This window comes from Rhodoferax aquaticus (assembly GCF_006974105.1).
Lineage (GTDB): Bacteria > Pseudomonadota > Gammaproteobacteria > Burkholderiales > Burkholderiaceae_C > Allorhodoferax > Allorhodoferax aquaticus_A.
Genome location: NZ_CP036282.1, coordinates 3,932,686 through 3,947,608, shown reverse-complemented (window position 1 = coordinate 3,947,608; position 14,923 = coordinate 3,932,686). Strand labels below are relative to the sequence as shown.

Sequence of the window (14,923 nt, the reverse complement as noted above, 5' to 3'; positions counted from 1 at the left end):
ACGGGCGTGCATTTGGGTGTGCTAATGCGAGAGGCGCGATCTTAAATTAGCGACAGAAAAGGAGGGATATGGGAAAACCCGTGTTTTTTTGCCGCACACACCCCGGCGATATGGCTAATATGGCGTTGGGTCTAGGGATGGCCTCAATTTCACACAGGAGCACAACAAATGAAGCGTATCGTGTACCTCGCCGCATTGGCTTTGATCAGCTCACAAGCCATGGCCGCAAAGACATGCGAGGAAATCAAGACAGCTATCGCCGCAAAGGTGGAATCACACGGTGCCAAGAACTTCACACTAGAGATTGTGGAGCCTGACCAAACGGGATCTAAACGCGTAGTAGGCACCTGTGAGCGGGGTGCGAAACGCATTGTCTACACCCGCGGCAAAAAAGAATAAGCCTCACTGACCGTCGCGCACTGGGCGGCCATTGACGGGCTGCACCGGGCGTGCATTGTTGGGATACAACTGGCTAAACAGCTTGTATTGGACACGGCTGATCTTCATCGGTTGTTTGATCACCATCCACAGCACCCCTTCGCTGCAAGGTGGTGTGGTGAGCGAGCCCATGAACTGGTAGTAGCGCTGGTCAGCCGGCAATAGCTCGTTCATATTGAGCATTTCACGGGGCATACGGACTTGGTCCCCGGCGTCTAGGGGCATATAGGTCCATACCTTGTCAATCAAGGGGTTGGCCGTCCCCACTTCTAGCAAAACCGCCACCACAGCCAGCTGACCGCTGTCATTTCTGTGCACCAAGTGCGCCACCATGGGAAAGCGTTTTTGGTTGACTTGTTCTTCGGACGGCGTGTGGAAGTGGAACTGCAGCAACTTGTAGGTGGAGCCCCGCACCGTGATGCTGTTGTCACCTTGGATGTTGACCTGTATGGTGTGTCCGTTATTCACCACCGTGCCGTCGCTGGGCATGTAGTTGAACAGCACGGGCTCGGCGGGCCCCACCAAGGTCGCGCCATCTTCAATGCTGATGGGGGACTGGCGTTTTCCAATAGCGCACAGGTTGAATTCTGGTTTGAGGTTGCCCCACGCTTGGGGACCGTTTTCGCCCTCGTAGGCCCAATGCACTTCACCGCCATGGCCGGCAGGGGCTGGTGCGGCCTTGGCTGCGGCTGCGCGTGCCAGCATGGCCTGACGGCTTTGGGCCGTAATGGCAGGTGTTGCGCCTTGCGCACCTTCTGCTGCAGCGGTAGCCACTGGCTTGCCGTTAATCACCAAGGTGAGTTTTTTGCTGGGCACATTGCCGGTGCCCAAGGCCTCGCGCACTTTGTCACCCATTTCCTTGGCAGTGGCGACGGGGGGCTCCACAGGCTCTTCAATTTTTTTGGGCTTGGTAGTGGGCGCACTGTGGGCGGCGGCCGGTTCATTGGCCCAGACCGGCGTGGGAAGGGCAACCCCCAAACCCAGGCCCAAGGCTGTCAGGCACAAAGCCAGCCGCAGCTGCGGTAAGGCGCTGGGGGCGGTGCGTAGCGTCATAGTGGCGGTGCCTTTCAAACAGATGTGCGTGCCCGCGGCCAACAAGGCTTGAGGCGTGCTTGGCTCTGCTATCGGCATATTGGCCACACGACTTGAGCACTCGTAGTGGTGTTGCGCTACTTAAACGCCGGTGCGCGCAGACGCCAAGCGCGTGTAAGCTTGCATCTTTGCACCAACAGGCTGTTTTGTGAGCATCCAGACCGACGACTTTTCTGCAGTCCCACCCAAACGGGTACTTTCTGCTGCGCCCGTTTCCCCGAACGAGGAAGCCATTGAGCGTGCCTTGCGCCCCAAGCTGCTGGACGAGTATGTGGGCCAGGCCAAAGTGCGGGAGCAACTGGAGATTTTCATTGGTGCGGCCAAAATGCGCAGCGAGGCGCTGGACCATGTGCTGCTCTTTGGCCCACCGGGCTTGGGCAAGACCACGCTGAGCCACATCATTGCGCATGAGCTGGGCGTAAACCTGCGCCAAACCAGTGGCCCGGTGCTCGAAAAGCCCAAAGACTTGGCCGCGCTGCTGACCAATTTGGAAAAGAACGACGTCCTGTTCATCGACGAGATTCATCGCCTAAGTCCTGTGGTCGAAGAGATTTTGTACCCCGCGCTGGAGGACTACAAAATTGACATCATGATTGGCGAAGGCCCGGCGGCGAGATCCATCAAACTCGACTTGCAGCCGTTCACTTTGGTGGGAGCGACCACCCGTGCGGGCATGTTGACCAATCCGCTACGCGACCGCTTTGGCATCGTGGCGCGCTTGGAGTTTTATACGTCCGAAGAGTTGGCCAGCATTGTCAAGCGCAGTGCCGGATTGCTCAAAGTGCCTATGGTGGAAGAAGGCGGATTTGAGATCGCCCGGCGTTCGCGCGGCACACCACGCATTGCCAACCGCTTGCTGCGCCGCGTGCGTGACTATGCGGATGTGAAGGGCAGCGGCACCATTACGCTCGATATCGCGAACCGGGCGCTGGCTATGCTGGACGTAGATCCGCAAGGCTTCGACTTGATGGACCGCAAGCTGCTAGAGGCGGTGATTCACCGCTTCGATGGCGGCCCCGTGGGGCTGGACAATATTGCCGCCAGCATCGGCGAAGAGCGCGAAACCATCGAGGATGTGATTGAGCCCTACCTGATTCAGCAGGGCTACTTGCAGCGCACCCCCCGTGGCCGCATTGCCACCTTGGCAGCCTACCGCCATTTGGGTGTGGCGCCGCCTAGCAATCCCACGCCGGATTTATTGGGCATGTAAGCCACTGGGGTATGATCAGCAGGTTCATTGGGGAGTAGCCGCTCTTCACCCGAAGAGGCTTGCGTCAACACACTTGGTCGGCAGACCATGGCGCCAGCGGTTGTACAACTTGGCAAGACCTTTGATCACTTCGCTTTCGCATGGGCCGGAAAAGCGTGGTGGTCATTTGTCTTGTGTCCGGCCCTTGGAAAATCCTATGGAAGCCTTGTTAGTCTCTACCGGTGTTGTGGCACTTGCCGAAATCGGTGACAAAACCCAGTTGCTCGCCTTTATCTTGGCAGCGCGATTCAAAAAACCTCTCCCCATCATTGCCGGTATCTTGTGCGCCACCATCGTGAACCATGGTTTGGCAGGCGCATTGGGCGCCTGGATCACCAGTGCGATTACCCCAGAGGTTTTGCGCTGGGTATTGGGCGCATCGTTCATCGGTATGGCGATTTGGACGCTGATTCCCGACAAGATCGAAGAAGAAGAAACCCGTGCCGCCCAGCGCTTTGGCGTGTTTGGCGCCACGCTGGTGACCTTCTTTTTGGCCGAAATGGGCGACAAAACCCAAATCGCCACGGTGGCGATGGCCGCGCACTACGCGAGCCCCGTGCTCGTAGTGTTTGGCACGACGCTGGGCATGCTGATTGCCGATGTACCCGCCGTGTTTGTGGGCGACAAGATGGCCAACAAAATTCCTATGAAACTGGTGCACAGCATTGCCGCTGGCATTTTTGCGCTACTGGGCATGGCCACCCTGTTGGGGGCAGGGGCCAAGCTCGGTTTTTAAGCGCTGGCCGCAGCAGCGGGTGCCCGTGCTGCGCCACTGCTTTGCATCAGGTTGTGCACGATCAGAATTTGCGCCGCGTAGTAGGTGAACAAAATCCAGAAGCCTGCCAACGGCACCGGTGTCAAAAACTGGTTGATCGCAATCATAGAGTCACTGGCCATGAAAATGCAGGCGCCCACGGCCACCCAGCGCGCGCTGGCATCCCCTTGTACGATGGTGCGGCCAATGGCTTGGCCCGCCATCAGGCAGATCACAGTCACATAAGCTGCCACAGCGGCTTTGAGCGCGGGATCGGGCAAGTGGCTCCACAGCACAGCGTACATGGCCGCGCCAAAGGCCAGCACCACGCCCAATGCGCCTTTGTGCGGAAACCAGGCATGGCCGTCGCGAAAGATGACGAGGTAGAACACATGCGCCACCAAGAACGAGGCCAAGCCGGGAATGAAGTAGTCCCCCGGCAGCATCAAAAACACGTCGCCACCCAAGGAAAACAGCAGCGATATCTGTAATAGCGTGTGTTTTTTAGTGCTAAATATGCCGTTTGCGCCCATGGATAGTGCGCAAGAAGCTACATAAATCATAGCAATGGACATGACCATGGGCTTAAACAGCATGAAGTAGGGCAGCATGTCCACCGCGCCCAAAGTGGCGATGGCGGCGGCCTGCACGGCCACAACTTCCAACATGCCCAAGCCATGCTGCATAAACCGGCCCAGGGCCCAAACCGAGGCACTGAGTGCCGCGCAGCCCATGGCAGCTTGGGTAAAACTCATGCCGTCCGCCACCCACAAGTAGGCGGCTACGGCACCTAAGTTGGCCAAAAATTGCAAGCCCGCAAACCATTTTTGCCCTGTGCTCAGGGGTGGGTTGTAGGTGGTGACTTGGTCCAAGGTAAAGGCGGGCTTGGAGTTGGCAGCTGCCAGATCGGCCGGTTGCCAGCCTGGTGGCTTGAGCCACACCCGCAGCTTGTCGCCCCAGTGGCGCGTGGCCCACGAGTCTTTGGCCAAGGCCGCGTAGACCTCAAAGTTGGCCCATAAGGGGTCCCAGCTATTGAGCTGGCCGCGTGTGCCGTAGACGCACTTTTCGTGCTCTTCTTGAAAGGTGCCAAACATGCGGTCCCACACCACCAGCAAGCCGCCGTAGTTTTTGTCGATGTACGGATCGTTCACGCCGTGGTGCACGCGGTGGTTGCTTGGTGAGCAAAACACGCGGTCAAACCAGCCGAGCTTGCCCACTTGCTCGGTGTGCACCCAAAATTGGTAGAGCAAGTCGATCAAGGCCACGATGCCAAACACCAAGGGCGGCACCCCGGCAATGGCCATAGGGATGTAAAAGATCCAGCCAAACAAGGCGCCGGTAGACGTTTGGCGCAGTGCGGTAGAGAGGTTGTAGTGTTGGCTTTGGTGGTGCACCACGTGCGCCGCCCACAGCACCGAGACTTCGTGGCCACCACGGTGCAGCCAGTAGTAGCAAAAGTCGTAAAACAGCAGCGCAAGAATCCAGCCGTACCAGGTGTTCCAAAACTCCAGGTGCGGGTACCACGCCACTGCATTGAAGACGGCCGTGTAAATGCCAACGGTCATCACTTTGCTGATGACGCCGCCCACTTGGCTCAAGATGCCTAGGCTGATGCTGTTGATAGCGTCATTGAGGCGGTAGGTGTCTTGCCCCGTGCCCTTGGCGGCGCGCCAACGCCCCCAGAAAAATTCAATGGCAATGAGGAGGAAGAAGACCGGAGTTGCGAAAACGATGACTTTGCTCATCGCCTCATTTTCACAGAGCAAACGCTTTGCGAATTGCGGGTGAACCCTAGGACTACGTCGAGGCTTCAGTCTACTTCTCGGAGCGTTTGCGCCAAGCTACCAACCAACCTTCGTCATCCATTGCCGCTAAGTGGGCACTTACCGGGGCGCGAAACGAACGCCATTGCACCCGCGCAAACCAGCCTGCAAGCGCGCTAAGTGCTGCAAAAACTAGCGTGCTGGTCCAAGAAACACCTTCAGATGTAGTGAGCGAGGCCAAGACAAATACCAAGCAGAACGCACAAAAGAGGCCTGCAAACAAAGCCCACACTAGATTGACCAATCGCCTGCCATAGGCTCTGGCCGCGCGGATAGCCGCCTTGGTGTCGTGCAACGCATCGCGTGCATCTTGTGCGCCACTGGTGTTTTGCGCTTGCAGGGCGTCTGCCACGTTCCCCTTGGTCAGTATCTCTGCGAAGTCGCCCGGGGCTGGGCGACTGTTGCGCCGCTTGATCCAAGCCGCCAAGAAAAACATCACCACCACCACCACCACAACCGCAGCAGCGATCAGCAGATTGTGTTCGTCTCGGGTAGCTACCATGGCCTATACGTAACGCGTCGCGCTGGTTGCTGCGATGGTTACACGCTGCTTTCGTCCAGAGCGGCTTGCTCCAAGTGCTGGACGTCGCCCCATCCTACGAGCGTGAAAGACTCTGGCGTCCACAGCAATCGGTTGATGGCGGTATTGCCCAATTCCCAGGCGCGTGGCGCACTGACGCTTTGCTGGGTCGCAAGTCTGTACAGCATGTCTAACACACCACCATGGGCTACGAGAACGATGAGTTCGCCCCCGTGCGGCATTGCCAGCGCATCGAGTGCGGTGCGCACGCGCGTGCACAGCGCGGTGGGTGATTCGCCGCCTGGAGGCGCAAAGTGGGGTTCGCGGTGGCGCCAGCGCAGGGAAGCCTCTGGCCAGTTGGCTTCAATTTCTGCGTAGGTGTAGCCTTCAAACATGCCAAAACCACGCTCCCGCAGCCCAGTGTGCAGCGCGACGGTAGGGTGAGGCAGGTGTCGGTTGTGTGCGGCAATCGCTTGCGCCGTGTCGTGGGCGCGGCTGAGGTCGCTGCTGTAGACAGCCGCAATCGGCTCATCGCGCAAGGCCTGTGCTACTTGCTCTGCTTGCCAGCGCCCGCGGGCGTTGAGTCCTATGTCTTTGTGGCCTTGCAGACGGGTTGCAACATTCCAATCGGTCTCACCGTGGCGAACCGCGATGATGCGGGTGGGACTCATGGTCATGGCGTAACGCTAGCGTTGTGCAGCTCAACCACGATGTTGCGCGGGCCTTGTGGAGGGTTGGGGTAGTCAGCCAAAGCTGCGTCCAAAATGGCGGGCAATAGACCCAGGGTGTCGGACCATGGGCCGTCGTGGGTTGCCTGCGTTTCATAGGCGACTTGTCCGGTGCCTAGATCCCTCAGGACAAGGTGCACACTGTGTTTGTACCAAGTGGGCTCTAGGTTGAGCAACATGGTGGGGCCGCGGGTGCCGTCTTTGCCTTCGTCCAGCAGCCAGTTGCGGCTATTCACCCGCTGAGGATGGCGCAAGTAGGCCGCGACCCGTACCGTGATTTGGACTGAGTACTTGGGGACCGTGGCGCTGGGGGTGAGTCCCACATTCTGCAGTGCGACCTCTGCAATGGACTCAATGCGCGATTGGCTGTTGCCTTGCGCTTCTTGGGACGGGAGTCGCTCAAAGCGGTAGCTGGCCGGTCGTTGTGCCCCATTGGCTCCTGCAAATGCGCTCACATCGCTGTCTACCATCCGGCTGCTGGCGCAACCAGTTAACACGGCCAAGCCCAGCAAGGCGAGCAGGGTCCCCAAGCGTGGGACTAAGGACCAGCGCACTGCCACTAGAGACTCACCACTTGCATGCCCGGCAAGCCCGAGAGACTGGGTGGGGTGAAGTCTTCGGCGTCAAACGCTTTGTCGCCTTCTTCGTCTTCCACACCCGTCGTTTGGATGTTTTGGAAGTCGTGCAGCTTGCTGTCCATCAAGTGCGAGGGCACCACGTTTTGCAGCGCAGTAAACATGGTTTCCAAGCGGCCAGGGTATTGCTTTTCCCAGTCGCGCAGCATGTTGCCGATTTGCACGCGTTGCAAATTCGTTTGGCTTCCGCACAGCGAGCAAGGAATGATGGGGAATTCGCGGTGTGCGGCCCAGCGGATCAGGTCTTTCTCAGCCACATAGGCCAGCGGGCGGATCACGATGAATTCGCCGTTGTCGCTGGCGAGTTTTGGTGGCATGCCTTTGAGCTTGCCGCCGAAGAACATATTGAGAAAAAAGGTTTGCAACATGTCGTCGCGGTGGTGACCCAGCGCGAGTTTGTTGCATTTGAGGCGGCGTGCCACGTTGTACAAAATGCCCCGGCGCAAGCGGCTGCACAGGCTGCACATGGTCTTGCCTTCGGGGATGTTGCGCTTGACGATGGAGTAGGTGTCTTGCGTTTCGATGTGAAATTCCACGCCCAGTGTGGCCAGGTACTCGGGCAGGATGTGGTCAGGAAAACCGGGCTGTTTTTGGTCGAGGTTGACCGCCACAATCTCAAATTTGATGGGCGCACGTTGCTGCATCTTGAGCAAGATGTCGAGCATGCCGTAGCTGTCTTTGCCACCGGACATGCAGACCATCACGCGGTCGCCTTCTTCAATCATGTTGAAGTCCACAATGGCCTGCCCCACTTGGCGGCACAGGCGCTTTTCTAGTTTGTGGGTTTCGCGCTCAATTTTGGCGGTGTTCGGCGCTGCAGCTGCGGGGGCTTCTGGCTCAAGCCAAGAGGTTGGAATACTGGAATTCATAGCCTCTATTGTCTCATTGCCTGCCAATTTCGCTAAATGGGGCCTATCTGCCCCTGATCTTGCGCCCTGAGCAAAGGCGCAGGCTCACCATTGCCCGGTTTCCACCTTGATGGCCACTTCACAGTCGCTAAAGATTTCGAGCTTGGCTATTTTGACCCGCACGCCCAGCACGCCAGGCAGTTGCATCAGACGGTGGGCCAGTTTGCCGATCAGGCTTTCTAGCAAGTTGACGTGTTCTACAGTGCACTCGTTGATGATGATTTGGCGCACCTTGCGGTAGTCCAGCACGTGGTTGATGTCGTCGTCGTGGGGTAGCAGGGGCTGGGTGCCCAAGTGCAGCTCGGCATCGACTTGGATGGGCTGGGGATCGGTTTTTTCGGATTCCAGAATGCCAAGGCTGGCGTTGAAACGCAGGCCGGTAAGGGTTAGGGTCTGCGTGCCTGTGGTGTGGTGCATGGGAAATCCGTTTACATCAAGGAAAAGTCGCGGTCAAAGCGCATCAGGTGCTGCCCGCCGTCGACCAGCAAGGTAGTGCCCGTTATAGAGGGGTTATCGATCGCGAATTTGACCGTGGCCGCCACATCCTGCGCTGTAGACGACCTGCCCAAGGGCGACAACTTATGTAGCGCTTCAAACTTATCTGCCGACAGCATGTGGCTGGTGAGCGTGAGGCCAGGCGCCACACCGACTACGCGCAGCATGGGGCTCAAGGCCAAGGCCAGCATAGTGTTGGCCGCCTCTAGCGCCGCTTTAGAGAGTGTGTAGCTGAAAAAGTCGGGGTTTTGGTTCCAGAGTTTTTGGTCTAACAGGTTCACCACCACGCCGCGCCGTTGTGTTTGGTCTGCAGTCAAGGCGTGGTTGCGTTGCTGGATGTGGGTGTGCAAGGCTTGGCTGAGCAAAATGGCAGCGCCTGCGTTGCTGCGCATGTGCTTTTCCATGGCGGTAAAGCCAAAACTGTCGATGTTGTCGTGCTCAAAGGTGGACGCGCTGTTGACCACTGCATCGACATGGCCAAAGGCCTCGATGACCGTGGGCAATAAGTTGCGTACCGCCGTTTCATTCGCTAAATTGGAGCGAAATGCCATGGAACCGCCCGTCAATTGTGCGCAGTCAGCTACGGTTTTTGTAGCATCCTCCACAGAGTCGCGGTAGTGCACGGCCACGCGCCAGCCGCCGCGCGCCATGGTGAGGGCGATTTCGCGGCCCAAACGCTTGGCGGCACCAGTGATGAGGACGGTAGGAACGGGGGATGGAACGGCAGGTGCAGACATTGGGCGACAATTCACAGTGAAATGACAACAGCACCGAGTTTACCTAGCCCTTCTGGCGCGCAAGACGCCCAGGCCATCCACCTAGCGCTGCGTGCACATTTGCACCAACGGATCGCCGCACACGGCGGTTGGATCGGGTTTGACGACTTCATGGCCCAGGCCCTGTACGCACCAGGCCTGGGCTACTACGCCAATGGCTCTGCTAAGTTTGGGCAAATGCCCCAAGGTTTGCGCCAAGCGCAGTCTGAAGAGACTGGCGGCACTGCGACTGATGTGCAAGGCGCGGGCAGCGACTTTGTGACCGCGCCCGAGATGACGCCCTTGTTTGGCCAGGCGCTAGCGCAGCAGGTGGCGCAGGCCCTGCAAGCCACGGGGTGCGACGAGATTTGGGAGTTTGGCGCGGGCACTGGTGCTTTGGCCAAGCAGCTGTTAGCCACTTTGGCCACGCTCAAGGTGACTGTGCGCCGCTACAACATTGTGGACCTGTCCGATAGCCTCAAAGCCCGCCAACAAGAGGCCTTGCAATCGTACGGCTCTGTGGTGCATTGGGTGTCTAGCTTGCCCGAGCAGTTTGAGGGCGTGGTGGTGGGCAATGAGGTGCTAGACGCCATGCCAGTGAACTTGCTGGTGCGTAAAGGCGGCGTTTGGATGCAGCGCGGTGTGGTGAGCCACGGTGAGGGCTTTGACTGGCAAGACCGCGCCACCGACTTGCGCCCTTGGGTCGAGGTGGAGGGCGAGCACGACTACTTGACCGAGGTGCATCCGCAAGCGGAAGCTTTTGTGCGCACTTTGGGTGACCGCATGGTGCGTGGCGCTGTGTTCTTTCTGGACTATGGTTTCCCGGAGGCTGAGTACTACCACCCCCAGCGGCACATGGGCACTGTGATGTGCCACCAAGCCCATCGCAGCGATGCCGACCCTTTGCAAGACGTGGGGTTGAAAGACATCACCGCGCATGTCAACTTCACGGGTATTGCGGTTGCAGCCCAAGACGCGGGTTTTGAGTTGCTGGGTTACACCAACCAAGCCCATTTTTTGATGAATTGCGGTTTAGTGGCCGCCATGCAGGATGCGCCGCTGCCTGAGCGCGTGGCCGCGCAAAAGCTCATCATGGAGCACGAGATGGGGGAATTGTTCAAGGTCATCGGCTTTTGCAAAGGCGCTGCGTGGCCTGCACGTGGCTTCTCGCATGGAGACAAAACCCATCGCTTGTAAGGCCATTGGTCCTACTGGTCTGGTAACGCAACCGTAACGAACAGGGGGGCATGCGCGTTAGTATCGCGGGCATCTTCCCCTTTATTTCAACGCATTACGAGGCACCCATGCAGACCACCACGCGCACTGAAACCATTGAACGTACCCAGCGGCCATGGGGGTGGTATGAATCAGTTTCCGAGGTGGATGGCAACAAGATCAAACGCATTGGCGTGCTGCCAGGACAGCAGCTCAGCTTGCAAAAACACCACCAACGTTCGGAGCACTGGGTGGTGGTCAAAGGCACGGCGCGCATCACCTTGGACGAGCGTGTGTTTGACCTTAGCGTAGGCGGCCACTGCGATATTGCGGTGGGGCAAGTGCACCGCTTGGCTAACCTGACCGCTGAACCGGTAGAAATTGTGGAAGTGCAGTTTGGCGCTTATCTGGGTGAAGACGATATCGTGCGCTTACAAGACGACTACGGGCGTCAGTAAGCGCTTTTTTACTTCGGCGGCTTGCGATGCGCGGCCTTTGGTGCACTTTGACTCGGACTTTTCTCATGCAAAACGAACACTCTCTGCCTTCTGATTCTGCCCCCTTGGTACTGCCCGACATTCGCTTGCCCCAGAGCGCGGCGCCGGTAGCCTGTGTGGACATTGGTGGCACCAAGGTCGCTGTCAGCGTGGCTGACGCGGCAGGCGTGCGCGGCAAAGTGTCGGAGCCTACGGCCAAAGAAGGCAGCAACGACGCCTTGGCTTTGCAGATCATTCGCCTCGTGGGCGAGAGCGCCGCATTGGCTGGGGTTGCTGTCGCAGAGATAGCGTCTGTTGGCGTGTCGTCGTGTGGTCCCTTTGTCATGCGCGAAGGCCTGATTGAGCTGGCTGCGCCCAATATTTGCGGCGGGCTAGCGGGTACCGCGCGTGGTTTGCCCAACACCTGGGACACCGCGCTTTTGGAAGCACCATTGCGTGCAGCTTTCCCCAAAGTTCGTGTTGAAAATGACGGCATTGGCGCTTTGGAAGCCGAACGCCGATGGGGTGCTCTGCAAGGGATCGAAAACTGTGCGTATGTCACCTGGAGTACCGGGATCGGCATGGGCTTATGCGTGGACGGGCGGGTGCTGCGCGGTAAAAACGGCAATGCCGGCCACGCGGGGCACACGTTCGTTAGTGACAACTTAGACGCCTTGTGCGGTTGCGGCAATGTGGGGGATGTAGAGGGCCTGGTGGCAGGCAATGCCATCGCCCGCCGTTTTGCCTCGCATGGCTATGCTGACGCCGCAGCTTTGTTTGAAGCGGCCTATGCCCAGGATGCTCGCGCCATCGCCCTGATTGACGACCTGTGCCATGTCATGGGGCGCACTTTGTACAACCTCATTGTTACTTTGGACTTGCAGCGCATCAGCATGGGGGGAAGTGTGTTTTGGCACCACCGTGCGTATTTGTTGCCCCGTTTGCGTGCATTCTTGCAAGGCAAGCTCCCTTCGCTCACCGACGGTGTGGAGGTGGTTGCTGCAGGTTTAGGCGACAAAGTAGGTGATTTCGCCGCTGTTGCGCTGGTTACAGCCTGACAGAGAGTAGTGCCCCCCTTTGGGGCACCTAGGGAAAGCACCAGTATTCATGTTTCGTTAATTAATTAAAAATTAATGAATCCAAGTTGGCGTGGTGCCAGCGAGGATTTAACGAAGCTCCCGGCCAAGGCACAGGTTTTGGTTCAGTGGAGACAACTCTTTTTGGAGACATGATGTTGAAGCTTTCGAAACTCGCCACCGCAGTGGCATTGGTAGTCGCTGGTTCTGCCGCAATGGCTGGCGAAGTTGAAGTTTTGCACTACTGGACTTCTGGCGGTGAAGCCAAGTCGGTTGCAGAACTGAAAAAAATCATGCAAGGCAAGGGCCATACCTGGAAAGATTTCGCGGTAGCGGGCGGTGGCGGTGACAATGCTGCAACGGTGCTGAAGAGCCGTGTGGTGAGTGGAAACCCTCCTGCAGCCGCGCAGATCAAAGGCCCTGCTATTCAGGAGTGGGCTTCTGAAGGCGTATTGGCCAATCTGGACGCTACAGCCAAGGCCGAAAAGTGGGACGATTTGCTGCCTAAGGTGGTGGCCGACGTCATGAAGTACAAAGGCAACTACGTTGCCGCTCCCGTGAACGTGCACCGCGTGAACTGGATGTGGGCTAACTCCGCAGTACTGAAGAAGGCCGGCGTGACTGGTACTCCTAAGACTTGGGACGAGTTCTTCGCCGCTGCTGAAAAAGTGAAGAAGGCTGGCCTGATCCCCGTAGCACACGGTGGCCAAAACTGGCAAGATTTCACAACTTTTGAATCCGTGGCTTTGGGCGTAGGCGGTGTGAAGTTCTACAACGACGCACTGATCAAGCTGGACGAAAAAGCACTGACCAGCGCGACCATGACCAAAGTTTTGGAAACATTCCGCAAGGTCAAGGGCTACACCGACGCAGCCGCTCCTGGCCGCGATTGGAATTTGGCTACCGCCATGGTGATCCAAGAGAAGGCAGCTTTCCAATTCATGGGTGACTGGGCTAAGGGCGAGTTCTCCGCAGCTGGCAAGGTTCCAGGCAAAGACTACATCTGCGCTGCAGCTCCTGGTACCTCCAACTCCTACACCTTCAACGTGGACTCCTTTGCGATGTTCAAGTTGAAAGACGCGGGTGCACAGAAGGCTCAGGCTGACTTGGCTGCTTCCATCATGGGCACTGAGTTCCAAGAAGTGTTCAACTTGAACAAGGGTTCTATCCCAGTGCGTTTGAACATGTCCATGGACAAGTTTGACGATTGCGCTAAGACTTCAGCGAAAGACTTCGTGTCTACTGCCAAATCTGGCGGTCTGGTTCCTTCCGTGGCCCATGGCATGGCTATCAAGCCAGCTGCTGAAGGCGCGATCAAGGATGCCGTGTCCCAGTTCTGGAACGACGACAAGATCTCCGTGGCTGACGGTGTGAAGAACATCGCCAAGGCTGCTGCGACCAAGTAAGCCTCGCGCTTGCACAGGCCCTCGCGGCCTGTGGTACCCCACCTTCCGCTGGAGGTGGGGCTTTTCTAAAAAAATAATAAGCCGTCTCCCATGTTCCTCAGTTACGTAAGGTGCTGTTTGCTCAGCTGTGCTGCACTGTGTGCAGGCGCAGTAGCGTTGGCTGGTGAAGTTGAAGTGCTGCACTATTGGACATCGGGTGGTGAGGCTAAATCGGTGGACGAGCTCAAAGGCATGATGGCTGCACGTGGCCACACCTGGAAAGATTTCACGGTAGAAGGCGGCGGCGGACAAAACGCAATGGCGGTTTTGAAGCAACGTGTGTTGGCGGGTACCGCGCCTGCAGCGGCCTTGATCAAAGGGCCTGCTATCCAAGAATGGGCAGACCTGAATGTGCTGACCAGCCTTGACGCGATGGCATCGTTTGAAAAGTGGGATGACCTGCTTCCCAAAGTGGTCGCGGACCAGATGAAGCACAAAGGCCGCTATGTGGCGGTGCCGGTGAATGTGCACCGTGTGAATTGGTTGTGGGCCAACTCAGCGGTGTTGAAGAAGGCGGGTGTCAGCACCATGCCTAAGAACTACGAAGAATTTTTTGCAGCCGCCGACAAGATCAAGGCGGCAGGCTTTGTCGCCGTGGCCCATGGTGGCCAAGATTGGCAAGACTTTACGGTGTTTGAGTCCGTGGCCTTGGGTGTCGGTGGTCCGGCTTTCTACAACAATGCCCTGATGCGTTTGGACAAAAGCGCACTCGGCAGCGAAGACATGAAAAAGACCTTAGAAGTATTCAGGCGCATCAAGGCCTACACCGATGACAAGTCCCCTGGTCGCGACTGGAATGTGACGACCGATATGGTCATCAAGGGCAATGCAGGTTTCCAATTCATGGGTGACTGGGCAAAGGGTGAGTTCATGGCGGCGGGGCAACAACCCGGCAAAGAATTCACCTGTACTGCAGCGCCAGGCACAGAGAACGCGTACACCTTCAATGTGGACTCATTTGCCATGTTCCAGTTGCGTAGTTGGGAAGCACAAAAGGCGCAGGGCTATTTGGCCTACTTGCTGATGGGCGATGACTTTCAGAAAAAATTCAACCTGCGCAAGGGTTCTATTCCAGCGCGTTTGAACACGTCGATGGACAAGTTTGACGACTGCGCCAAAGCATCTAGCCGAGACTTCGTGGCCACCTCAAAGGCTGGCACCTTGCTGCCTTCCGTGGCGCACGGCATGGCCCTGTCGTCTGCCTACCAAGCTGATATGCGCGCCATTGTGAGCGAATACTGGCGCAATGAAAAAACCACTGTGGCCGATACTGTTGTGAAGTTGCAGCGTATAGCCGCGCCAAAGCAGAGGTAA

General features: G+C 57.7%; 16 protein-coding genes and 1 riboswitch. Of the genes, 8 read left to right on the top strand and 8 right to left on the bottom strand.

All coding sequences use genetic code 11. The features are described from left to right. The first annotated feature begins 168 nt into the window (after nt 1-168). On the top strand, nt 169-399 hold the full coding sequence (locus EXZ61_RS18265) for a DUF1161 domain-containing protein (RefSeq protein ID WP_142813122.1): 231 nt from the start codon (nt 169-171) through the stop codon (nt 397-399). 3 nt (nt 400-402) lie between these two features. On the opposite strand, the gene EXZ61_RS18260 is transcribed toward EXZ61_RS18265, so the two are convergent. Then, nucleotides 403-1,491: a carbonic anhydrase gene (locus tag EXZ61_RS18260; protein ID WP_168224815.1), complete on the bottom strand. Its 1,089-nt coding sequence runs from the start codon at nt 1,489-1,491 to the stop codon at nt 403-405. Between the two features lie 187 nt (nt 1,492-1,678). On the opposite strand from EXZ61_RS18260, the gene ruvB reads away from it, so the two are divergent. Both ruvB and EXZ61_RS18250 read left to right on the top strand, forming a co-directional pair. Then, nucleotides 1,679-2,740: a Holliday junction branch migration DNA helicase RuvB gene (gene ruvB / locus EXZ61_RS18255; protein ID WP_142813118.1), complete on the top strand. Its 1,062-nt coding sequence runs from the start codon at nt 1,679-1,681 to the stop codon at nt 2,738-2,740. A gap of 15 nt (nt 2,741-2,755) precedes the next feature. Beyond that, nucleotides 2,756-2,934: riboswitch (yybP-ykoY riboswitch) on the top strand. Nucleotides 2,935-2,936: 2 nt separating this feature from the next. Continuing rightward, the gene (locus EXZ61_RS18250; protein WP_142813116.1) at nt 2,937-3,515 is read left to right on the top strand and encodes a TMEM165/GDT1 family protein; all 579 of its coding nucleotides are present in this window, start codon (nt 2,937-2,939) and stop codon (nt 3,513-3,515) included. Here the strand turns inward: EXZ61_RS18250 and EXZ61_RS18245 are convergent. From EXZ61_RS18245 to EXZ61_RS18215, 7 genes are all read right to left on the bottom strand, one after another. After that, nucleotides 3,512-5,278 (bottom strand): lysoplasmalogenase family protein, encoded by a 1,767-nt coding sequence (locus tag EXZ61_RS18245; protein WP_142813114.1) that lies wholly within the window; start codon nt 5,276-5,278, stop codon nt 3,512-3,514. The genes EXZ61_RS18250 and EXZ61_RS18245 overlap by 4 nt on opposite strands. 70 nt (nt 5,279-5,348) lie before the next feature. Beyond that, a complete protein-coding gene (locus EXZ61_RS18240; protein WP_142813112.1) occupies nt 5,349-5,858 on the bottom strand; it encodes a hypothetical protein in 510 nt (169 codons plus the stop codon). Between the two features lie 38 nt (nt 5,859-5,896). Further along, the gene (locus EXZ61_RS18235; protein WP_142814309.1) at nt 5,897-6,547 is read right to left on the bottom strand and encodes a histidine phosphatase family protein; all 651 of its coding nucleotides are present in this window, start codon (nt 6,545-6,547) and stop codon (nt 5,897-5,899) included. Nucleotides 6,548-6,549: 2 nt separating this feature from the next. Beyond that, complete coding sequence (locus EXZ61_RS18230; protein WP_142813110.1) at nt 6,550-7,134, bottom strand: DUF4136 domain-containing protein; 585 nt, start codon at nt 7,132-7,134, stop codon at nt 6,550-6,552. 29 nt (nt 7,135-7,163) lie between these two features. Continuing rightward, nucleotides 7,164-8,108 (bottom strand): tRNA 2-thiocytidine(32) synthetase TtcA, encoded by a 945-nt coding sequence (ttcA, locus tag EXZ61_RS18225; protein ID WP_142813109.1) that lies wholly within the window; start codon nt 8,106-8,108, stop codon nt 7,164-7,166. Between the two features lie 84 nt (nt 8,109-8,192). Next, complete coding sequence (locus tag EXZ61_RS18220) at nt 8,193-8,564, bottom strand: dihydroneopterin aldolase (RefSeq protein WP_142813108.1); 372 nt, start codon at nt 8,562-8,564, stop codon at nt 8,193-8,195. A gap of 11 nt (nt 8,565-8,575) precedes the next feature. Then, nucleotides 8,576-9,379 (bottom strand): SDR family oxidoreductase, encoded by an 804-nt coding sequence (locus EXZ61_RS18215; RefSeq protein WP_142813107.1) that lies wholly within the window; start codon nt 9,377-9,379, stop codon nt 8,576-8,578. 21 nt (nt 9,380-9,400) lie between these two features. On the opposite strand from EXZ61_RS18215, the gene EXZ61_RS18210 reads away from it, so the two are divergent. The 5 genes from EXZ61_RS18210 (at nt 9,401) to EXZ61_RS18190 (ending at nt 14,923) form a co-directional block, all read left to right on the top strand. Then, complete coding sequence (locus EXZ61_RS18210) at nt 9,401-10,594, top strand: class I SAM-dependent methyltransferase (protein ID WP_142813106.1); 1,194 nt, start codon at nt 9,401-9,403, stop codon at nt 10,592-10,594. 50 nt (nt 10,595-10,644) lie between these two features. Then, nucleotides 10,645-11,070 carry a phosphomannose isomerase type II C-terminal cupin domain gene (locus EXZ61_RS18205; protein ID WP_237219000.1) on the top strand — a complete coding sequence of 142 codons (426 nt, stop codon included), beginning with the start codon at nt 10,645-10,647 and terminating at the stop codon, nt 11,068-11,070. 65 nt (nt 11,071-11,135) lie between these two features. Beyond that, on the top strand, nt 11,136-12,146 hold the full coding sequence (locus tag EXZ61_RS18200; RefSeq protein WP_142813105.1) for an ROK family protein: 1,011 nt from the start codon (nt 11,136-11,138) through the stop codon (nt 12,144-12,146). A 173-nt stretch (nt 12,147-12,319) separates the two neighbouring features. After that, nucleotides 12,320-13,570: an ABC transporter substrate-binding protein gene (locus EXZ61_RS18195; protein ID WP_142814307.1), complete on the top strand. Its 1,251-nt coding sequence runs from the start codon at nt 12,320-12,322 to the stop codon at nt 13,568-13,570. Nucleotides 13,571-13,660: 90 nt separating this feature from the next. Continuing rightward, nucleotides 13,661-14,923: an ABC transporter substrate-binding protein gene (locus EXZ61_RS18190; protein WP_142813104.1), complete on the top strand. Its 1,263-nt coding sequence runs from the start codon at nt 13,661-13,663 to the stop codon at nt 14,921-14,923.